Raw genomic sequence first — 20,239 nt, forward strand, 5'->3', positions numbered from 1 at the left:
CCCATGGACTTCTCCCTCACCGACGACCAGCAGCTGATGGTCGCGGCCGTCCGCGAGCTGATGGCACGCGAGAACTGGGAGGTGTACTTCGCCGACTGCGACGAGCGGCACGAGTACCCCGAGCGGTTCGTGGCCGAGCTCGCGCAGCTGGGCATCGACACGATCCTGCTGCCCGAGGAGAACGGGGGCCTCGCGGCCGGCTGGACGACCGTCGCGGCCGTCTGGGAGGAGCTCGGCCGCCTCGGTGTGCCGACGTACGTGCTCTACCAGCTGCCCACGCTCGAGACGGTCGTGCGGGTCGGGACACCGGAGCAGAGCGAGAAGATCCTGTCGTTCCTCGGGACCGGCAAGCAGATCTGGAACTTCGCGATGACCGAGCCCGGCGCCGGGTCGAGCTTCGCGGCGATGTCCACGACCTACACGCGTCGGGACGGCAAGGTCTACCTCAGCGGCCACAAGACGTTCATCACGTCGAGCAAGCACGTGCCGTACCTGGTGGTGATGGCGCGCAACGCCGACCAGATGGACCTCTACACCGAGTTCTTCGTCGACATGAGCCTGCCCGGGATCACCATCGAGCCGCTCGAGAAGCTCGGGCTCCGGATGGACTCGTGCTGCGAGATCTACTTCGACGACGTCGAGCTGCGCGAGGAGGACATGTTCGGCGGCGAGGGGGACGGCTTCGCCCGCACGGTCGCCGACTTCGACCTCGAGAGGTTCCTCGTGGCCGCGTGCGACTACGGCTGGGCGCTGTGCGCCTACGAGGACGCCGCGCGGTACGCGAACCAGCGGGTGCAGGGCGGGGAGGCGATCGGTCGCTACCAGCTCATCCAGGAGAAGTTCGCGAACATGAAGATCAGCCTCACGAACATGCGCAACATGGTTTACGAGGTCGCCTGGAAGGCGGACACCAAGTCGCTCGGCAAGGGCGACGCGTCGATGGCCAAGCTCTACTGCACGCGGGCGGCGGCCGAGGTCGTCGACGACGCGATCCAGGTGCTCGGCGGCATCGGCGTCACCGGCAACCACCGCGTGGCTCGCTTCTACCGCGACCTGCGGGTGGAGCGGATCTCCGGCGGCACCGACGAGATGATGGTTCTCGCGACCGGCCGTGCCGCACTGAAGGACTTCCGCTGATGGCCAGCGCCCACGTCCCCGCGTTCGGCGTCCTCGAGGGCGTCAAGGTCGTCTACTCGGCGGTCGAGATCGCCGCCCCCTCGGCGGCGGCCATGATGGCCGAGTGGGGCGCCGACGTCGTCTGGCTCGAGAACACCCGCACCGGCGACTCGATGCGCGACACGGTGAACGTCAAGGAGCTGGAGCGCCGCAACCAGCGCTCCGTCGCGCTCAACCCGTTCACCGACGAGGGCCGCGAGGTGCTGCTCTCGCTGATCGCCGACGCGGACATCTTCGTCGAGTCCTCGAAGGGGCCGACGTACGCCCGCCGAGGGATCACCGACGAGCTGCTCTGGGAGCGCAACCCGGACCTCGTCATCGTGCACGTCTCCGGCTTCGGCCAGTACGGCGTGCCCGAGCGGATCAACCGGGCGGCCTACGACCTGACGGTCCAGGCGTACAGCGGCTACCTCGCGCAGAACGGCACCCCCGACCAGCCGATGGCCGCGTCGCCGTACGTCGGCGACTACTTCACGTCGCTCATGGTGACGTCCTCCGCGCTCGCGGCCCTGCACAAGGCACGTGCGACGGGCGAGGGGGAGAGCATCGACGTCGCGATGTACGAGGTGCTGCTGCGCATCGGCTCGTACTACCTCATGGACTACCTGAACGACGGCACGACGTACCCGCGGCCCGGTGCCCGGCACCCGAACCTGTGTGCGATCGGCGAGTACCGGACCGCGGACGGCTTCATCGGGCTGTGCGTCTACGGGGTCAAGCAGAACAAGTACCTGCTCGAGCGCATCGGGCTGGGCGAGCTGTGGGGCACCGACGAGTACCCCGCGGACACCAGCGCACTGTGGGCGGACGGGCCGAAGGCCGCGCTGATCGAGGAGAAGCTGGACGAGTTCTGCCTGACCCAGAAGTCGCTCGAGCTGGAGAACGAGTTCTCCGACGTCGGGATCGCCGCCAACGCGGTGCTCGAGTTCGACCAGCTGCTGGCCGAGGAGCACCTCGCCCAGCGTGAGGCCATCGTGCAGTGGGAGCGGCTGGACGGCACCCCCGTCACGGGCGTGGGGATCTTCCCCAAGTTCACGCAGCACCCGGGCCGGATCTGGCGGCCGATGCCGTCGCTCGGCATGGACACCGACGCGGTGCTCGCCGAGGCCGGCTGGACGCCCGAGGCCATCGCGGCCCTGGCCGACAACGGGACGATCCGGCGCGGATGATGCAGCCCGACCAGACTCTGCGGGACCTGTGGGAGGAGCTCGCACGCACACGGCACGACCACGTGTTCCTCGTGCACGAGGACCCGGACGGTCGCGTCGAGTCCTTCACCTACGGGAAGTTCGCGGCGCGCGTGGTGCGCGCCGCGAACCTCGCGCACGCCCTCGGCGTGCAGCGCGGCGAGCGCGTCGGGGTGCACCTGAACAACTGTCCGCAGCAGCTCGAGTGCCTGTTCGGCCTGGCGCTCGTGGGCGCGGTCACCGTGCCGCTGCATCCCCGCAACACCGCCACCGAGTGCGCGGACATCCTCAGCCGGGTCGGGGCCCGGTTCGTGGTGACCGAGCCGGGTGTGCGTCCGGACGCGGGCTACCCCTTCGGCATCCGCGAGCTGGTGGCCCGCGCGGCGTCGCACCACGACTCCTACGAGACGGCGCGCGACCGGCAGCCCGACGAGCTGGTCGAGCGGGTGCCGCTGTCCTGCGACGACCCGGTCGGGATCGTGTTCACGTCCGGCTCCACGGCGCAGCCCAAGGGCGTGGTCCTCACCCACGCGAACCTGCTGTTCTCGGGGATGTTCGTCGAGTGGCAGGCGTCGCTGACGTCCGAGGACCGGCTCCTGACGACGATGCCCGCGTGCCACGTGAACTTCCAGCTCAACGCGCTGATGCCGGTGCTCACGGCGGGCGCGACGCTGGTCGCCGTCGAGCGGTACAGCGCCCACCGGTTCTGGCAGCAGGTCCGACGCCACGACGCGACCGTGGTGCAGAGCGTCTCGACGATCGTGCGCACGATGCTCCTGCAGCCCGTCGACCCGCAGGAACGCGACCACCGCGTCCGCGAGATCCTCTACTACCTGCCCGTCAGCGACGAGGAGAAGGAGCGCTTCGAGCGGCGGTTCGCCACCCGGTTCCTCAACTCCTACGGAGCGAGCGAGACGCTCGTCGGGGTGCTCACCGACCCGCCCGTGGGCGAGCGCCACTGGCCGTCCGTCGGACAGGTCGGCCCCGGGTACGAGGCGCGCATCGCCGGACCGGACGGCCACGCGGTCGGCGCGGGCGTGCACGGCGAGATCCAGGTGCGCGGCGTGCCCGGGCTCTCGCTGATGCTCGGCTACTTCGAGGCACCGGACCTGACCGCGGCGGCCTACACGGCGGACGGCTGGTTCCGGACCGGTGACGTCGGCTGGGTGGACGAGGACGGTTGGTTCTTCTTCGTCGACCGGCGCACCCAGTTCATCAAGCGCGGTGGGGAGAACGTCTCACCGAGCGAGGTCGAGGCGGTCCTGGCCGGGCACCCGCTCGTCGCCGAGGCCGCCGTGATCGGCGTGCCGGACGAGGTCCACGACGAGGCCGTCAAGGCGTTCGTCGTCCCCGTGGCCGGCGCGCACCTGACCGCCCAGGAGGTCCGTCGGCACTGCGCCCGCCACCTCGCGAGGTTCAAGGTCCCCACCCAGGTCGAGATCGTCCCGGGTCTGCCGCACACCAGCACGTTCAAGGTCGCCAAGAGCGCCCTGTCGTGACGTCCGAGCGCTCCGGAGAACCGGGGCGGAGAGCAGGAGACGAGATGCCCATCAACACCGACATGGTCGGCCAGGAGTTCGGTCCGTTCGTGCGCGACTACACGTTCCGGGACCTGAGCCTCTTCGCGCTCGGGTCGGGTTGCGCGATCGACGGCCGCACCGACCTGGAGTACGTGTACGAGAAGGACATGAAGGTGCTGCCGACCTTCGGCGCGATGCCGATCGTCGACTCCGAGGTCACCCGCACCATCGACTACGGCTACAACTACGCCGGGTCGCTGCACTGGAGCTTCGACCTGCGGTTCCACCAGCCGATCACCAAGCTCGCGGGCAAGCTCAGCACGACCGTGGTGCTCAAGGGCCTCTTCGACCGGGGGCCCGGCAAGGGGTTGCTCGCGCAGCACGTCGGGGACACCTACGACGAGGACGGCACGCTGCTGTTCACCAACGAGAGCTGGGACTGCCTGATCTTCGACGGTGGCTGGGGCGGCGAGCCGGCACCGAAGGACATCGTCGAGATCCCGGACCGCGAGCCGGACGTCGAGCTGCGCGAGGTGGTCCCGGAGAACCAGGCGCTGCTCTACCGCCTCTCCGGCGACTACCACCCGCAGCACGTCGACTGGGAGTACGCCGCCGAGAACGGCCAGCCGCGACCGATCCTGCACGCCGTGAGCTTCGCCGGGATCGCCTGCCGGCACTTCGTCCGCGCGTTCGTCCCGGGCGAGCCCGAGCGGCTCACCCGGTTCAAGACCCGGATCACCGCGTCGCTGCTGCCGGGCACCACCGTGGCCACCCAGATGTGGCGGATGGACGAGAACCGCGTGCACTTCCGCCTCGTGAACGCCGACGACCCGGACGCCAAGCCGTTCCTGAACTTCGGGGTCATCGAGTGGCGGTGACATCTCCCGGCGGCGGCCGGGTCGCCCTCGACGACGTCGCCATGACCCCGTTCCTCAAGAGGGTCACCCTGTTCTCCAGCGGCGGCCCGTTCCTGGACGGCTACGTGCTCTCGATCATCGGGGTCGCGCTCATCCAGCTCGGGCCCGAGCTGGACCTGAGCGCCGGCGCCGTCGGGGCGATCGGGGTCGCTGCGCTGGTCGGGCTGTTCCTGGGCACGACGGTCGGGGGCTACCTGACCGACCGGATCGGGCGCAAGCGGATGTTCGTCCTCGACATCGTCGGGATCGGGCTGATCTCGCTGGCGACCGCGTTCGTCCCGTCCGTGGCGGTGCTCGTCCTCATGCGGTTCCTCATCGGGGTCGTCGTCGGCGCCGACTACCCGATCGCGACCTCGCTCATCGCCGAGTTCACCCCGCGGCGGTACCGGGCGATCTCGATGGGCTTCGTGGCGGCCGCCTGGTACCTGGGCGCCAACGCGGCGTACCTAGTCGGCTACTTCCTGCTCCGGGTCGACGGCGGCTGGCGGTGGATGCTCGCCAGCGCCGTCGTGCCGTGCCTGGTCATCCTCGTCGGGCGCTGGGACATCCCCGAGTCTCCGCGGTGGCTGGCCCGTCACGGCCGGGTCGACGAGGCGGAGGCGATCGTCCGGCGCATCTTCGGCGCCGACGTCGAGCTCGAGCCCGAGGCGACGGCGAGGGCGGGCTACCGCACGCTGTTCCGCCGCGGGCAGCTCGGCAAGGTGGTGTTCGTCGGGACGATCTGGATGTGCCAGGCGGTCCCGATGTTCGCGATCTACACCTTCGGCCCGCAGATCATGGGCGAGCTCGGGCTGGGTGAGGGCCAGACGGCGACGCTCGGGGAGATGGTGATCGGCACGTTCTTCCTGGTCGGGTGCATCCCGGCCATGTTCTGGGCGAACTCGCTGGGCCGCCGCAAGCTGCTGATCGGCAGCTTCGCGATCATGACGGCGGCGCTGGCCGTGCTCGGCATCCTGCCGAACAGCGGGGTGGTCGTCGTGATCGTCTGCCTCGCCGCGTACGCGTTCTTCTCCGGAGGTCCGGGGAACCTGCAGTGGCTCTACCCCAACGAGCTCTTCCCCACCGACAACCGCGCGTCCGCGGTGGGTGCCGCCATGGCGTTCAGCCGGATCGGGACCGTGGTGTCGACGTACGTCCTGCCCTCGTTCCTGATCGCCCACGGCACCCGGGCCACGATGCTCGCCGGCGCGGCCATCTCGGGCATCGGGCTGCTCGTCTCGATCCTCGTGGCGCCCGAGACCCGCGGGCTGACGCTCAACCAGACCAGCACGCTCGGCCTCGCCTCGTGGGGTCGCCCCGCGCCGCCGGCCCCCGACCCCCTCCTCGCTGCCGGTGTGCCGCGCGGGGCCTCGCAGGAAGCAGGACGATGAAGATCGCAGTCGCCTACAAATGGGCACCCAACCCGCAGGACGCGACGGTCGCCGGCGACGGCACCGTCGACTGGAGCAGGGCCAAGGCCTCCGTCTCCGAGTACGACCAGGTGGCGGTCGAGGTCGGACGCCGGCTCGCGGACGCGACGGGTGCCGAGCTGGTCGGCGTCACCATCGGTGCGGCCGACGTCGGCAGCACGATGGCGCGCAAGGCGGCGCTGTCGCGCGGTCTGGACCGACTGGTCCTGGTGGGCGACGACCAGCTCGCCGGTGCCGGTGCCACCCGCACGGCCACGGTGCTCGCGCAGGTGGTCGACCTGGTCGGCGACGTGGACGTGGTGCTGACCGGAGACTCGTCGCAGGACCTCGGCGCCCAGCTCGTGCCGGCCGTCCTGGCCGCCACGCTCGGCTGGCCCGTCCTCACCAACGTCACCTCGGTCGTCGGGACGGCCGGCGACCTCACGGTGGAGCGGGTTCAGGAGGGCGGCACGCAGACGCTGCACGTCACGGGACCCGTGGTGCTCGCGGTCTCGGGCGACGCGGCCGTGCCCCGCGTGCCGGGCATGAAGGACATCCTCGCCGCGGGCAAGCGCCCGACCGACGTCGTCGACGTCCCGGCGCCCGCCCCCGAGCCGATCACCGTGGTCTCGTCGGGGCCGCCCGTGCTCAAGGCACGCAAGCGCCAGGTCATCGACGGCGCCGACCCTGCCGCCGCCGCGGCGGTGCTCGTGGCCGCGCTGCGGGCCGACAACGTCCTGTGAGCCCGCAGACCGAGCAGACACGAACAAGGAAGATCACGATGAGCAGCACGTACATCCTCGTCTCCGGTGACCAGCGGATCGGTGACCTTGTGTCGCTGGCGGAGGGCACCACCAGCACGGCGGTCGTCGTGGGCCCGCGGGCGGTGGCGGACGACGTCGCGGCCAGCGGTGTCGACGCCGTGGTCTGGCTCGGCGAGCCCACCCCCGGCCTGCCTGCCGAGGCCTATGCCCCGGCCGTCGCGGCACTCGTCGCGCAGGCGCGCCCTGACCTGGTCCTCGCCTCGACCCGGCCGGGTGACCGGGTGCTGGCCGGCACCGCCGCGGCCGCGCTCGGGGCACCGGCGTTCACCCTGGTCACCGCGGTGACGGTGGCCGAGGGGGCGGTCGAGCTGACCCGCGCCGTGTTCGGCGGGATCGCCCAGCGCACCGAGCGGGTGACCGGTCCTGCGGTCGTCGTCGTCGACGGCGGGCCCGCGGTGGTCGGTGGGTCCGCTCCCGTGACCGAGGTCGCGGCGGAGCCGACCACGACGGTCACCGTGGTCGAGAGCCGAGCTGGCGACCGGGCCGGCGTGGACCTCTCGCGTGCCGCCCGGATCGTCACGGCGGGCCGTGGAGTCCGGGCCCAGGACGACCTCGGGCTCGTCGACGCGCTCGCCGGCGCGCTGGACGCCGAGTCGGCCTGCTCGCGACCGCTGGCGGAGGGCCTGGGCTGGTACGCGCACGACCGGTACGTCGGCGTCACCGGCCAGCACGTCGCTCCGGACCTCTATGTGGCCGTGGGCGTCTCCGGCCAGCTGCAGCACGCCGTCGGTGCCCGCGGCGCGGGCACGGTCGTCGTCATCAACTCGGACAAGGACTGCCCGTACTTCGCGGAGGCCGACTACTGCGTCGTCGGTGACCTGTACGGCGTCCTGCCGGCACTGACGGAGGCGCTGTCATGACGGCGACCGAGCTGGACTTCGACGTCATCGTCGTCGGAGCAGGCATCGCGGGCTGCGTCGCCGCCTACCGGCTGGCGAAGGCCGGACGGTCCGTGGTGCTGGTCGAGCGCGGCGAGGTCCCCGGCTCCAAGAACATGTCCGGAGGGGTGCTGTACTCCCGCATCCTCGAGGAGGTGTTCCCGGACTTCCTGGACCGGGCGCCGGTCGAGCGCCGGGTCACCCGCAACTACGTGCAGTTCCTCAACGGCTCGTCGTCCGTCGGCATCGACTACCAGGATGCGCGGCTCGCCGAGCCGACCAACGCCGTGACCGTGCTGCGCGCGAAGCTCGACGCCTGGCTCGCCGAGCAGTGCGAGGAGGCCGGGGTGTTCCTCATGCCCGGCGTCCGCGTCGACGAGGTCCTGCTCGAGGCCGGTCGCGTCGTCGGGATCCGGGCGGGCGAGGACGAGCTGCGCGCCCACGTGGTGATCGCCGCGGACGGGGTCAACTCGTTCCTCGCCCGGGGAGCCGGCCTGCGCAGCAAGCCGCCGACGAACCACCTCGCGCTCGGCGTCAAGGCCGTGGTGTCCCTGCCCGCCGCGACCATCGAGGAGCGGTTCCACCTGAGCGGCGACGAGGGTGCGGCGTACGCGGTCGTCGGCGACTGCACCCAGGGCATCGGGGGCGGCGGGTTCCTCTACACCAACCGGGAGTCCGTGTCGGTCGGCGTCGTGCTCCGGCTCGACGACCTGGTCGCCAAGGGCCTCTCGTCGGCGGACGTCTTCGAGCACTTCCTGCAGCACCCCTTCGTCGAGCCGCTGCTGCGGGGCGGGCAGGTCGCCGAGTACGGCAGCCACCTGGTGGCCGAGGGTGGCCTGGAGATGGTCGGCGAGATCCACACCGACGGGATGGTGGTGGTCGGCGACGCCGCCGGCCTGACTCTCAACACGGGCCTGACCGTGCGGGGGATGGATCTCGCCGCCGCGTCGGGGATCGCCGCGGCCGGAGCGATCGACGCCGCGATCACCGCCGATGACACGAGCAAGGCGGGCCTCGCGGCCTACCGCACGGCGCTGTTCGACTCGTTCGCGGGGCAGGACATGCGCACGTACGCCAAGGCGCCCGCCTTCCTCGAGCGCGAGCGCATGTACGAGCAGTACGGGGCGCTGCTCGCGGACGTGATGTACGGCGCCTTCCACCACGACCTGACCCCGCGACGCCACCTGCGTGACGTCGCGTGGCGAGCGCTTCGGCGCTCACCGCTGCGCGTGCGGGATCTGGTCTCCGACGCACTTGCGGGGGTACGAGCACTGTGAACGTGGGCAACGTGTCCGACCGGCTGGCCGGGAACCGGTTCGAGACCGACGAGCAGGAGAGCCACATCCAGGTGGACCAGGAGCAGGTGCGCCGCACCGGGTGCGCCGACCGGCTCGTCGCCGTCTGCCCTGCGCGGGTCTACGCGCGGGAGGCCGACGGCACCGTGTCGGTCGAGTACGCGGCGTGCTGCGAGTGCGGGGCGTGCGCGGCGGTGGCGCCCCCCGGCGCGCTCACGTGGCACTACCCCCGCGGCGGGATGGGCGTGCAGTTCCGCGAGGGCTGACCGGCCGGTAGGGCTCGGCCGATCAGCGCCGCACGCAGGTGAGCCACGTGCGAGCGGCGCGGGCCAGGTCCTCCCGGTTGTCGACGTGGACCTTGTGGCAGGCGGAGAAGATGTGGTTCTCGACCGTCCGCACACTCAGCACCATCCGGGCCGCGATCTCCGGGGTGGTGTAGCCGCGGGCGACCGCCACCGCGACCTCCCGCTCGCGCGTGGTGAGGTTGACGGCCTGGTCCAGTGGGGCGAACAGACCGCACAGATCGCGTCCGCGCAAGCCCGCCTGGCTCCACGCGGCGTCGGCGTGCACGATCGCGAGCGCGGTGTCGCCGCGGGCGATGAGCTCGATCGACCGGGCGACGGCGGTACGGACCGCGGGCTGACGCAACCCCGCGTCGTGGAGGACGACCTGCTGGCGGCCCAGCTCGTCGATGTCCCGGGTCGCCAGCGCGGCACCGTACTGCGCGAGGCGGGACAGGAGCGAGGAGTCGGTCGAGGCGGCCGCCCGGACGAGCACCGCCGCACGCTCGGGACACGGGTCGTGCTCGAGCGCCGCGACCCCGGCTGCCACACCGGCGGGGATGAACCCGTGGAGCAGCCGCTCCTGCGCCAGGTCCCAGAGCACGTCCGCGGCGTCGGCATCGGGTCCCTCCGCGACCACCGCGCCGACGACGTCCGAGACCATCCACGGGTGCGGCCCTCGCACCCCCCGCAAGGCGGAAGCCTGCGTGACGATCGAGCGGGCGTAGGCCCCCCGGCTCTGCCAGTGGGCTCCGGACGCCGCGAACGTGAGGAGGGCGGCCTGGATGTGCGTCAGGTGCGCCGGGACCGAGCCGAGCGCGAGCACCGACGATACGAGCGCGCTGAGCTCCACCGCGCGACCCTGGAGCGCCAGCCCGTACGCGGCGACGTAGGCGTGCGGGAGCACGACGGTCGGTGCCAGGTCGGCTCGGCCGCGTTCCACCCCGGCGAGCGCATCGCGCACGGCAGCGTCGACGTCGCAGGACAGGAGCCGGACCATCCCGGCGATGACCGTGGCACTCTCCGCCCGGCGGCCATCCGCCTGCTCGATCCCGTCGAGCAGCGCGAGCGCCGCCGCCGGCCGACCGGCCGCGATCTCGACCTCGGCGGCGGCGAGGAGCAGCCGTCCGCGGATGTCCACGTCGTCGTCGACGAGCGGCAGCAGGGCCGCGCGCGCGGACGGCACGTCCCCGACCAGGAGCTCCACGCGGGACGCAGCCGCACGCAGGATGCCATCCGCCGTGCACCCGGCGGAGCGGGCCGCCTCGAGCTCACCGAGAGCCGCGTCGCGCGAGCCGCCGGTCGACGCGCAGTAGAACGCGGCCCAGGCGGCCAGCTCGGCACGCCCTCGGTGATCCGCTCCGTCGACCCGCGTGTCACGCAGCACGGCGGCCACCTCGTGCGTGCGGGCACCGGCCACGAGCATCGCAGCGACCAGCGCCGCGCCGTTGGTGGCGTCGGGGTCCGAGCGCCACTCCTGGCGCCGGGCGGCGACCTCCGCCGACGAGTGCTGCGCGAGCATCTGCACCAGGACCGCAGCACCGCCGTCCCCGGTGTGCTCGCCGATCGACGTCGTCGCCTCGAGGTCCGCCTCGGCCAGCCGCTCCCGCGTCACGACGTTGCGCAGGGTCGAGCCCTCGTGCGTGAGGTAGTCCCCGAGGAGGGGCGGAAAGACTCCCACGATCGGCGCACCGCGGTTGGGCAGCACCTGGAGCAGTCCCCGGTCGTCGAGCGCGGCGATCGTCTCGGGTTCGACCAGCTGGCGCGCGGCCCGCAGCGGCACGGTGCCGGCGAACGCGAGCAACGTGAGCGCGTCGACGCACGCGTCGTCCACGTCGGTCAGCAGCGGTTCGACCGCTTGCGACAGCGGGGTCGTCCACAGGTCGCCGCGGGCGATCCAGAGCCCGTCGCGGAACACCAGGCGGTTGTCCCGGCGGCCGTTCTCGACGACCGCCTCCACCAGACCGGGCAGCCCGCCCGACACCGCGGCGATCCGCGCGACCGTCGTCGGCTCGACTCCGCCGGGCAGCAGCTGGTGCACGAGCGTGTGCACCTGCTCGAAGGTGAGCGGGTCGAGCGTGACGCGCACCCCCGGACGCAGCCCCGCCGTCAGCGCGCTGGTGTCGGTCTGCCGGCGACCGCCGGGTCGGCTCGTCATCAGCACGGGGGTGGGACGGTGCGACAGCAGGGCCACGATCGCCCCGGCGCTCGCGGGGTCGAGGTCGTCGGCGTCGTCGATGACCAGGACGGACCGGGGCGCGTCGAGCAGGTCCTCCATCGACGCGATGGCCGACGTCAGGGCAGGCAGCTGTCCCGCGACCGGGGAGATGTGGATCCCCGCCGCGGCGAGGGCACTGAGCGGACGATCCCGCAGCGACCGCAGCCCGCGCACCTCGGTGACCGTCGTGCCTTCGAGAGTCAACCGCTCGGCGACCTCGCGGACCAGGGCAGACCGGCCCGACGAGCGCATGCCCACGAGGTTGACGTTGGTGCCCTCCCGCAGGAGCGTCAGCGTCCGCTCGACCCGTTCGGGGGGCAGGTGCACCTCGCGTGCCGCGCCGGAGACGTGCAGCACGGACGTGCGACTCGGCACTGACACCGTCGACTGGGCCATAGGGGCATCCTCGCCCCTCGGTGTCGTGCCCCCCTGGGTCCTCCGACCCGGACCGCGACCTCGGAGGCGTGGCGGGGAGCGATGGTGTCGTGCTCGGGGACGTCGTCGGCCCGACAGCACGAAGGCCCCCTGGAAAGGGGGCCTCACCTGCGGACCTGCTGGCTCCCTCGACTGGACTCGAACCAGTAACCGTCCGATTAACAGTCGGATGCTCTGCCAATTGAGCTACGAGGGATCGTGCGGGAAGAAACTCTAGCAGCCGCTGCGGGGTGCCCCGGACGCGTCAGCGGGGCAGCCCGACGGCGTCGCGGACCTCGTTCTCCGCCGCGTCCAGGATCGCCGCCACGGCGGGATCGGACACGTCGACGGCTGCATCGCCGAGGACCTGCGTGAACAGTCCGCCGTCCTCGTCGCGGCGCAGGACGACACGGACGCGGTGGTCGCCGGGCAGTGTGACGGACGTCGCGTGCACGACGGACTGCTGCACCCTCTCGCGGAACGTCTGGGAGAACGCGTACGAGCCCGGCACCTCGGCGAAGGTCAGCTGCTCGGACTCGCCCGTCACCCAGCGCAGGGTCATGGTGCGGGTCCCGGCGTCCAGGGAGCCGTGGTCGACGTCCGACCAGGGCCGCCGGGCGACCGGGCCGTCCGGTCCCAGGAGGTGCAGCGCGCGGCGGGTGGCGACGGCCCACCGGCCGTCGGCCAGCTCGGTGCTCACCAGGACGGTGTCACCCGGGTGCAGGTCGAGGCGACTGCGGTCGGCAGCGGGGATCCGGCGTCGGGAGAACAGGGCCACGACCTCACGGTACCCGCGTGCTTGCCTCTGACCGTGCCCCCGAGAATGATCAGAAATCAGGACGAAGTATCTGATTGCGCCCACGAGGATCTTGGAAGGTGGCGCGGCCGTTCCCGACCGCGTCCTGGGAGCGCGACGGGATCGAGGGATGACATGAAGACTGCGTATCGGGTGCTCGCCTACCTGGTGGCCACCGGGGTGTTCGTGCAGGCAGGCGCCATCGCCTATGCCTGGTTCAGTGCGATCAACGAGCTCGACGGTGGAGCCGTCATCGACTCGGAGTGGGAGGGCAACCTCGGGCACGCGATGCACGGGATCGTGGGGACGATGGTGATCCCGCTGCTCGTGATCGCGCTGCTCATCGTGTCGTTCTTCGCCAAGTTCCCCGGCGCGGTGCGCTACGCCCTGATCATCCTGGGCCTGCTCCTGCTGCAGATCGTGCTCGCGTTCGTGGCCTTCGGTGCGCCCCTCGTCGGTGCCCTGCACGGGGCGAACGCGCTCGCGCTGCTCGGCGTGAGCATCACGGCCGCCCAGCGAGTGCCGCGGGCCACGACGACGACAGGCTCGTCGGCGCCGGCCACCGCCGTCGCCTGAACCGGTGACCGAGCGCGAGGCCCTGGGCCGACGGCGGCGAGTCGTCGCCGCCGTCGTCGCCTCGCTGCTCGTCCTCGGGCCGCTCGCGTGGTTCTGGTGGACCAGCCTGGTGCCGGCGAACGCGTCGGTGATGGACATGGGCTACCCGGACACGGGCGGTGCTCCTGGGGCCACCCCTGGGCACGGCCACACGCCGACGGACGGCCCCGGCGTCAGCCTCGCGACGCTCGCCGGTCCGTCCGGCGGCGACCCCGACGTCGCGCTCACCCTCACCGCCGACACGGGCCCGATCGAGGTCGGCGGCCGCACGCTCGACGGCTACACGCTCAACGGGACGTCCCCCGGGCCCACCATCGAGGCCGAGGTGGGCGACCTCGTCGAGGTGACCCTCGTCAACCGCTCGGTGCCCGACGGCACCACGCTGCACTGGCACGGGGTGGACGTGCCCAATGCCGAGGACGGCGTCGCTGGGGTCACGCAGGACGCCGTGCCCCCGGGCGGCTCGCACGTCTACCGGTTCGTCGTCGAGGACGCCGGCACGTACTGGTACCACTCCCACCAGGTCTCCCACGCGCAGGTGCGCGGCGGTCTGTTCGGCGCGCTCGTCGTCCACCCGCCGGGCTCGGACGAGGGTGCTCAGGCCGTCGCGGCCGTCCACACCTATGGTGCGGTGCCGACGATCAACGGCTCGGCGGAGTCCTTGCGCGTTCCCGCCGAACCCGGCGACCAGGTGCGGGTCCGCGTCGTGAACACCGGGTCGGGGGTGCTGCGCGCCTGGGTGCCGGGGGCGCAGTACCGGCTGCTCGCGCTCGACGGGCGCGACCTGCACGGCCCTGGGACGGTCACCGACGAGGCCGTGGCGATCGGCGGAGGAGGGCGCGCCGACCTCGAGGTGACCGTCCCGGACGACGGCGGCTCCGTCCGGGTCCGGCTGGGCTCGCAGTCGGTGCTCGTCGGACCCGGCGACGACGCGCCCGACGGCGACGACCCGCGCACCACGCTCGACCTGCTGACCTACGGCACGCCCACCGACGTCGGCTTCGACCCGCGCGCCGCCGACCGCCGGTTCGACTACGCGATCGGTCGCCGGCCCGGGTTCGTCGCCGGTCGGCCGGGGCTGCAGTGGACGATCAACGGGCACACCTACCCGGACGTGCCGATGTACGTCGTCAGCGAGGGCGACGTGGTGCAGATGACGCTGCGCAACTCCAGCGGTCAGGGGCACCCGATGCACCTGCACGGCCACCATCTCCTCGTCCTGTCACGCGACGGAGAACCCTCGACGGGCAGCCCGTGGTGGACGGACTCGCTCGAGCTGGCCGCGGGGGAGTCCTACGAGGTGGCGTTCGTCGCCGACAACCCCGGCATCTGGATGGACCACTGCCACAACCTGCCGCACGCCCAGCAGGGCCTCGTCGCGCACCTGGCCTACGAGGGCGTCGACACGCCGTACCTGCTGGGCGGGGACGCGGACAACGCCCCGGAGTGAAGCCTCGATAGGGTGTGCGGTGCCTCGGGGCAGTAGCTCAGCCGGTCAGAGCAGCGGACTCATAATCCGTGGGTCGTGGGTTCAAGCCCCACCTGCCCCACCCTTTCGCCCGAGCTCTCCGGTCGCCGGACGGCCCCCCTCCTGCCACGATCGGCCCGACGGGGGCCCGGCCGAAGGAGATGCAGTGGTGGCGACGAGCAGCACGGCGAACGCGCAGCGAGGATGGGAGCTCGCGGCGCGAGCGGGCTACGCGGTCAGCGGGGTCCTGCACATCCTGATCGGGGTGCTGGCGTTGCGGGTCGCGTTCGGCAGCCCCGCCCAGCAGGCGGACCAGTCCGGGGCGCTCGGCACGATCGCCGCCACCCCGTTCGGTGCCACGGTCCTGTGGTTCTCGGTGCTCGCCTTCGTCGCACTCGGCACGTGGCAGGCGGCCAAGGCGATCGCCGGCGTCTCACCGAGCGGTGCCGGTTCCGGTGGCGGTGCGGGGGAGCGCGCCAAGGCAGCCGGTCGCGCGATCGTGTACGCGGGACTCGCGCTCACCGCGCTCAGCTTCGCCCGCGGTGGCGGATCCTCGAGCTCCGCGCAGACGGCGGACATGACCGCGAAGCTCATGGGGGCGCCCGGGGGCCGACTGCTGGTGGCTGCGCTCGGGATCGCGATCCTCGCCGTGGGCGTCTACCACGTCTACAAGGGGTGGAAGAAGAAGTTCCTCGAGGACCTGCACCGACTGCCCTCCGGGTCCGCCGGCCCGGTCGTCCGTCGCCTCGGCGTGATCGGCTACGTGGCGAAGGGTGTCGCGCTGGCGATCGTCGGTGTGCTGTTCATCACGGCAGCTGCCCAGGCCGACCCGTCCAAGGCCACGGGGCTCGACGGGGCGCTCCACACCCTGCGTGACCAGCCCGCGGGCGTGGTCATGCTGGTCATCGTCGCGCTCGGGTTCATCGCATTCGGCGCGTACTCGTTCGTGCGCGCCCGGTATGGCCGCATATAAATCACCCGTTTGCGCGCGAAACGTGCGGTCGAGGTTGTTGCACAGGCGTCCAGTTTCGGGCATAGTTCCCTTTGTCAGCGACAACGGCAAACCCGCTGCAAGGCGGGGACGCAAAGCCACGGGGCCCACTGGGCCAGCCGAGCTACCGAACGACAGGAGAACCATCATGGCTGTCACCACCGACGCCCCCCTCTCGCAGGGCGCTCTGCTCACGCCGGGCGAGGTCGCCGTGCTCTTCCGCGTCGACCCGAAGACGGTCACGCGCTGGGCCCAGGCCGGCAAGCTCTCGGCCGTCCGTACCCTCGGCGGGCACCGCCGCTTCCACGAGTCCGAGGTGCGTTCGCTCCTCACGGGCGTCCCCACGCAGCGCGCGGCGGAGTGATCCCGACCTTCAGCTAGAGAAGAAGAGCCCCTCCCGACGTCGGGAGGGGCTCTTCTCATGTCTCGGGGAGCGGGTCCCGGACGATCGGGCAGGTCATGCAGTGCCCGCCGCCGCGTCCGCGACCGAGCTCGGCGCCGCGGATCTCGATCACCTCGACGCCCGCAGCCCGCAGCAGGGCGTTGGTCGTCGTGTTGCGGTCGTAGGTGAACACGACTCCTGGCTCCACGGCGACCGCGTTGTTGCCGCTGTCCCACTGCTGGCGCTCGGACGCGTAGGCGTCGCCGCCGGTCTCGATCACGCGCAGGCCGGGCAGGTCCAGCGCACCGGCGACGACGTCGACGAACCGCGCACTGCCCTCGTCGGTGATGTGCACGCCACCGCCGTCGCCCGGACGCAGCGTGAAGGGGTGGATCGCGTCCACGATCCTCGGGTAGAGCGTCACGACGTCCCGGTCGGCGAACGTGAAGACCGTGTCCAGGTGCATCGCCGAGCGCAGCTTGGGCATCCCGGCGACGACGACGCGCTCGGCCGCACCCTGGGCGAACAGCGCGGCGGCCAGCTGCGTGATGCCCTGGCGCGACGTCCGCTCGCTCATGCCGACAAGCACGGTGCCGTTTCCGACCGGCATGACGTCGCCGCCCTCGATCGTGGAGCGTCCCCAGTGGCGCTCGGGGTCGCCCCACCACACGGTCGACCCCGCGAAGTCCGGGTAGAACTGGTAGACCGCCTTCATCAGCAGCGTCTCGTCGTGCCGCGCCGGGAAGTAGAGCGGGTTGAGCGTGACGCCCCCGTACAGCCAGCACGTGGTGTCGCGGGTGTAGAGGGTGTTGGGGAGCGGCGGCATGACGTACTCCCGCGCGTCCGGGGAGGACTCGGCGAGCGCGAAGTGGTCGTCGTCGAACCCGCCGGTGATGTCGACGGTGGCGAGCCCGCCGATGAGGAACTCGGCGAGTCGCGCGGGCTCGAGGCGCTCCAGGAACTCGCGGGCGTCGTCCACGAGCTCCAGCCCGACGTCGTCCGGCACGATCTTGCGGTCGAGCAGCCAGTCCCGGGCGCCGGGGACGGCCATCGTCTCGGCGAGGACCTGGTGGAGCTCCAGCACCTCGACGTCCCGCGCCCGCAGCTGCGCGACGAACGCGCGGTGGTCGGCGATCGCGTTCTCCACCCAGAGCACGTCGTCGAAGAGCAGGTCGGCCGCGTTGGTGGGAGTCAGGCGCCGGTGGGCGAGGCCCGGTTCGCAGACCAGGACCTTGCGGAGGCGCCCGACCTCGGAGTGGACGCCGTTCGGTGCTGCCTCGGTCGGCATCGCAGGGCCTCCACGTCGTGTGTCGGGCGGGGAACGCTCAGTGCACCGTAGCGAGGACCGCCGCCCGGACGTGCTCCAGCGTGCGCTCCGGCTGGAAGACGAGCCACTCGAGCCCCGCGAGCAGCGTCGCGCCGAACAGGGCCGCCGCGGTCAGGGAGGCGTCCCGGGAGGGCCAGGTCTCGGCGACGACGGCGGCGAACGCTCCCATCGCCTCCTCGCGGACCAGCCGGATCGAGTCCTGCCAGCTGCGTCCGGTGCGGAACGTCTCCGCGACCATGAGCTTGGCGAAGTCCGGGTGGCTGCGGACCTGGTCGAGCAGCTCGGTGACCAGGGCGTCGAGCGCGTCCCGTCCGTGCAGGCCGACGGTCGCGCCCCGCAGGGCGACGGTCAGCCGGCCCACGCCCTCCGTGATGATCGCCTCGAACAGCGCCGACTTGGAGCCGAAGTTGTAGAACACGCTGCCCTTGGCGACGCCGGCAGCTGACGCGATGTCCTCGACCGAGGTGGCGGTGAACCCGCGGTCGGCGACGAGAGCGAGAGCGGCCTCGACGATGTGCTCGCGGGTGGTCGTCGTGCGCATGGGCGTCAGCCTCTCAGATGCTCAGGGCGGGGTGGAGGCGCGCGACGGTCCAGGTCCGCAGGCGTCCGGCCTTCCACGCCGTCACCGCCAGGGACGCGACCGCCAGGCCCACCAGGTAGGCCACGGCCTGCCACAGACGCGCGTCGGGCGTGCCGGTGATCAGGTCCCGGAGGCCCTCGACCGCGTACGTCATGGGCAGGACCGGGTGGATCGCCTGGAAGAACGCGGGGGTGGTCTCCACGGGGTAGGTGCCGCTCGCCGACGTGATCTGCAGCATGAGCAGCGCGATCGTCGCCACCTTGCCGGCGGCCGAGCCGAGCACGGCCAGGAGCATCTGCTGGACGGCCAGGAACGTCGCGGCGACCAGCAGGAGGAACGCGATGGTGCCCGCGGGGTGCCCGACGCTGAGCCCGAGCCCGAACCCGACGACGCCCAGCAGCAGGAGCACCTGGCCGGCGCCGATGACGAGCGAGGGCAGGTAGCCGGCGAGCGCGACGCGCCACCCGGACGCCGGCGTCGCGAGCGCGCGCGTGGGCAGCGGCCGCAGGAGCAGCCAGGTGATCAGGCCGCCGACGAAGAGGGCGAGCGGGATGAACAGGGGAGCGAAGCCCTCACCGAGGCTGGCGGCGGGCGCCACGTCCTCGTCCTCGATCGCGACCGGGGTGGCCAGAGCGTCCGCGCGGGCGGTGCGCTGCGCGTCGCTGTCGTCGGGGATCTGCGTCGCGCCGTCGGTCAGCCCGTCCGCCAGCTGCTGGGCGCCCCCGCCCAGCTGCCCGGTGCCGTCGGCCACCCGGGCGGCTCCGTCGGCGAGCGTGGCGGTCCCGGTGGCGAGGCTGTCGGTGCCCGCGACGAGGGAGTCCGCTCCGTCGGCCGCCTGCTGTGCGCCGGTCGCGAGCGTGGAGGCGCCCCCGGCCAGATCGCTGGAGGAGTCCGCGAGCGTGCCCAGACCGGTGCTGAGCGACTGCGCTCCGCCGGCAGCGCGCTCAGCTCCGTCGTCGAGCGCGTCGAGCTGGTCCGTCATCGTCGCGACGGCGCCCGCGGAGGGGAGGTCGGTCCCGGCCAGCCCGGCCAGCAGGGCGGCCGCGTCGGCGTCCCCGGCGGACGCCCGGGCCGAGAGGTAGGCGGTGACCTGCGTGAGGCCGCCGGTCAGGGCGGGCAGCTGCCCGGCGAGGGCGTCCACCTGCTGCACGGCGGCGTGGACGCCGTCGGCGACCTGCCGCGTGCCCGCCGCGAGCGACGCGCTCGAGGCGGCGGCCGAGCCGGCGCCGTCGGCGAGCCGCGAGGTGCCCGAGGCGAGCTGCGAGGCCCCGACGGACACCTGCGTCACGCCGGCGTCGAGCGCGGCCGCACCGGACGCGAGCTGCACTGCGCCGTCGTGGGCGTCGGTCGCCCCGTGGGCCACCTGCTGGGCGCCGGCACCGAGCTGTTCCGACGCGTCGCGCAGCGAGACCGCGCCGTCCGCCGCCCGCAGCATCCCGTCGCGCGCGGAGCCGAGGCCGACCAGCACCTGGTCCGCCGCCTCCTCGCCCGCGGTGGCGGCGACCGCGTCGCGGACGTGGTCCATCGCGGTGCGCCCGAGGGTCGTCCCGATGAACGAGTTGGCGTCGTTGTAGGTGACGTCGATCTGCGCCGCCGTCGGGTCGTCCCCGCCGGCGGAGGCCAGGTCAGCCGAGAAGTCGGTGGGGATGGTGACCGCGAAGTAGAAGTCGCCGTCGCGCACGCCGGCGGCGGCAGATGCGGCGTCCGTGACCACCCAGTCGAGGGCGGCGCCGTCGGTCAGGGTGTCGGTCAGGTCCTGGCCGGCGGTGAGGCGGGTGCCGTCCCGGTCGGCGCCTGCGTCTGCGTTCACCAGGGCGACCGGCATCGCGTCGAGGTGCGCGGTCGGGTTCCAGAACGCCCAGAGGTACAGCGCGCCGTAGAGCAGCGGGACCAGCAGCATGGCCGCGACGGCGAGCCGGGGGAGGCGTCCGCGGCGGAAGCGCTGCAGCTCGGTGCCGGAGGTGAGGGAGAGCATGGCGAAC

18 protein-coding genes, 2 tRNA genes and 1 riboswitch are annotated in these 20,239 nt (G+C 72.3%); of the genes, 14 read left to right on the forward strand and 6 right to left on the reverse strand.

Features of this window, described 5'->3' with window-relative positions; all coding sequences use genetic code 11:
- The first annotated feature begins 3 nt into the window (after positions 1 to 3).
- Genes caiA through ASD18_RS10565 form a run of 9 tightly spaced genes read left to right on the forward strand, consistent with a single transcriptional unit; the run spans position 4 to position 9,451 of the window.
- A complete protein-coding gene (gene caiA / locus ASD18_RS10525) occupies positions 4 to 1,137 on the forward strand; it encodes a crotonobetainyl-CoA dehydrogenase (RefSeq protein WP_056090325.1) in 1,134 nt (377 codons plus the stop codon).
- Complete coding sequence (gene caiB, locus ASD18_RS10530; protein WP_056090328.1) at positions 1,137 to 2,345, forward strand: L-carnitine CoA-transferase; 1,209 nt, start codon at positions 1,137 to 1,139, stop codon at positions 2,343 to 2,345. The genes caiA and caiB overlap by 1 nt, the downstream gene beginning before the upstream one ends.
- Positions 2,342 to 3,862, forward strand: a complete 1,521-nt coding sequence (locus ASD18_RS10535) for an AMP-binding protein (protein WP_056090330.1) — start codon at positions 2,342 to 2,344, stop codon at positions 3,860 to 3,862. The genes caiB and ASD18_RS10535 overlap by 4 nt, the downstream gene beginning before the upstream one ends.
- A 44-nt stretch (positions 3,863 to 3,906) precedes the next feature.
- Entirely contained in the window at positions 3,907 to 4,761 is an 855-nt protein-coding gene (locus ASD18_RS10540; protein ID WP_056090333.1) for a MaoC/PaaZ C-terminal domain-containing protein, read from the forward strand.
- Entirely contained in the window at positions 4,758 to 6,170 is a 1,413-nt protein-coding gene (locus tag ASD18_RS10545; protein ID WP_200938521.1) for an MFS transporter, read from the forward strand. Before ASD18_RS10540 ends, ASD18_RS10545 begins: the two co-directional genes overlap by 4 nt.
- Positions 6,167 to 6,931: an electron transfer flavoprotein subunit alpha gene (locus ASD18_RS10550; RefSeq protein WP_056090336.1), complete on the forward strand. Its 765-nt coding sequence runs from the start codon at positions 6,167 to 6,169 to the stop codon at positions 6,929 to 6,931. Before ASD18_RS10545 ends, ASD18_RS10550 begins: the two co-directional genes overlap by 4 nt.
- A gap of 38 nt (positions 6,932 to 6,969) precedes the next feature.
- On the forward strand, positions 6,970 to 7,872 hold the full coding sequence (locus ASD18_RS10555) for an electron transfer flavoprotein subunit alpha/FixB family protein (RefSeq protein WP_056090339.1): 903 nt from the start codon (positions 6,970 to 6,972) through the stop codon (positions 7,870 to 7,872).
- Positions 7,869 to 9,167, forward strand: a complete 1,299-nt coding sequence (locus ASD18_RS10560) for an FAD-dependent oxidoreductase (protein WP_056090345.1) — start codon at positions 7,869 to 7,871, stop codon at positions 9,165 to 9,167. Before ASD18_RS10555 ends, ASD18_RS10560 begins: the two co-directional genes overlap by 4 nt.
- A gap of 11 nt (positions 9,168 to 9,178) precedes the next feature.
- Positions 9,179 to 9,451, forward strand: a complete 273-nt coding sequence (locus ASD18_RS10565; RefSeq protein ID WP_200938523.1) for a ferredoxin family protein — start codon at positions 9,179 to 9,181, stop codon at positions 9,449 to 9,451.
- Between the two features lie 22 nt (positions 9,452 to 9,473).
- On the opposite strand, the gene ASD18_RS10570 is transcribed toward ASD18_RS10565, so the two are convergent.
- The 3 genes from ASD18_RS10570 to ASD18_RS10580 form a co-directional block, all read right to left on the reverse strand.
- Positions 9,474 to 12,080, reverse strand: a complete 2,607-nt coding sequence (locus ASD18_RS10570; protein WP_056090351.1) for a LuxR family transcriptional regulator — start codon at positions 12,078 to 12,080, stop codon at positions 9,474 to 9,476.
- Positions 12,081 to 12,239: 159 nt separating this feature from the next.
- Positions 12,240 to 12,315, reverse strand: a tRNA-Asn gene (locus tag ASD18_RS10575).
- 48 nt (positions 12,316 to 12,363) lie between these two features.
- Complete coding sequence (locus ASD18_RS10580; RefSeq protein ID WP_056090356.1) at positions 12,364 to 12,876, reverse strand: hypothetical protein; 513 nt, start codon at positions 12,874 to 12,876, stop codon at positions 12,364 to 12,366.
- A 153-nt stretch (positions 12,877 to 13,029) separates the two neighbouring features.
- On the opposite strand from ASD18_RS10580, the gene ASD18_RS10585 reads away from it, so the two are divergent.
- The 5 genes from ASD18_RS10585 to ASD18_RS10605 all read left to right on the forward strand — a co-directional run bounded on the left by ASD18_RS10585 (position 13,030) and on the right by ASD18_RS10605 (position 16,332).
- Entirely contained in the window at positions 13,030 to 13,470 is a 441-nt protein-coding gene (locus tag ASD18_RS10585) for a hypothetical protein (RefSeq protein ID WP_056090357.1), read from the forward strand.
- 4 nt (positions 13,471 to 13,474) lie between these two features.
- Positions 13,475 to 14,959 (forward strand): multicopper oxidase family protein, encoded by a 1,485-nt coding sequence (locus ASD18_RS10590; RefSeq protein ID WP_056090360.1) that lies wholly within the window; start codon positions 13,475 to 13,477, stop codon positions 14,957 to 14,959.
- A gap of 26 nt (positions 14,960 to 14,985) precedes the next feature.
- A tRNA-Ile gene (locus ASD18_RS10595) sits at positions 14,986 to 15,059 on the forward strand.
- An 87-nt stretch (positions 15,060 to 15,146) separates the two neighbouring features.
- Complete coding sequence (locus ASD18_RS10600) at positions 15,147 to 15,950, forward strand: DUF1206 domain-containing protein (RefSeq protein WP_369817265.1); 804 nt, start codon at positions 15,147 to 15,149, stop codon at positions 15,948 to 15,950.
- 75 nt (positions 15,951 to 16,025) lie between these two features.
- A riboswitch (cyclic di-GMP riboswitch) is annotated at positions 16,026 to 16,100 on the forward strand.
- A 16-nt stretch (positions 16,101 to 16,116) separates the two neighbouring features.
- Positions 16,117 to 16,332 carry a BldC family transcriptional regulator gene (locus ASD18_RS10605; RefSeq protein ID WP_056090365.1) on the forward strand — a complete coding sequence of 72 codons (216 nt, stop codon included), beginning with the start codon at positions 16,117 to 16,119 and terminating at the stop codon, positions 16,330 to 16,332.
- 55 nt (positions 16,333 to 16,387) lie between these two features.
- Here ASD18_RS10605 and ASD18_RS10610 read toward each other — a convergent pair whose 3' ends face one another.
- From ASD18_RS10610 to ASD18_RS10620, 3 genes are read right to left on the reverse strand one after another with little or no spacing between them, the layout of a single operon-like run.
- Positions 16,388 to 17,638, reverse strand: coding sequence for an arginine deiminase (locus tag ASD18_RS10610; RefSeq protein WP_056090368.1), 1,251 nt, complete (start codon positions 17,636 to 17,638; stop codon positions 16,388 to 16,390).
- 37 nt (positions 17,639 to 17,675) lie between these two features.
- Positions 17,676 to 18,218 (reverse strand): TetR/AcrR family transcriptional regulator, encoded by a 543-nt coding sequence (locus ASD18_RS10615; protein ID WP_056090371.1) that lies wholly within the window; start codon positions 18,216 to 18,218, stop codon positions 17,676 to 17,678.
- Between the two features lie 13 nt (positions 18,219 to 18,231).
- Entirely contained in the window at positions 18,232 to 20,232 is a 2,001-nt protein-coding gene (locus tag ASD18_RS10620) for a YhgE/Pip domain-containing protein (RefSeq protein ID WP_056090374.1), read from the reverse strand.
- Between the last annotated feature and the right edge of the window lie 7 nt (positions 20,233 to 20,239).

Origin of the sequence: Cellulomonas sp. Root137 (genome assembly GCF_001426725.1) — a bacterium.
Lineage (GTDB): Bacteria > Actinomycetota > Actinomycetes > Actinomycetales > Cellulomonadaceae > Cellulomonas.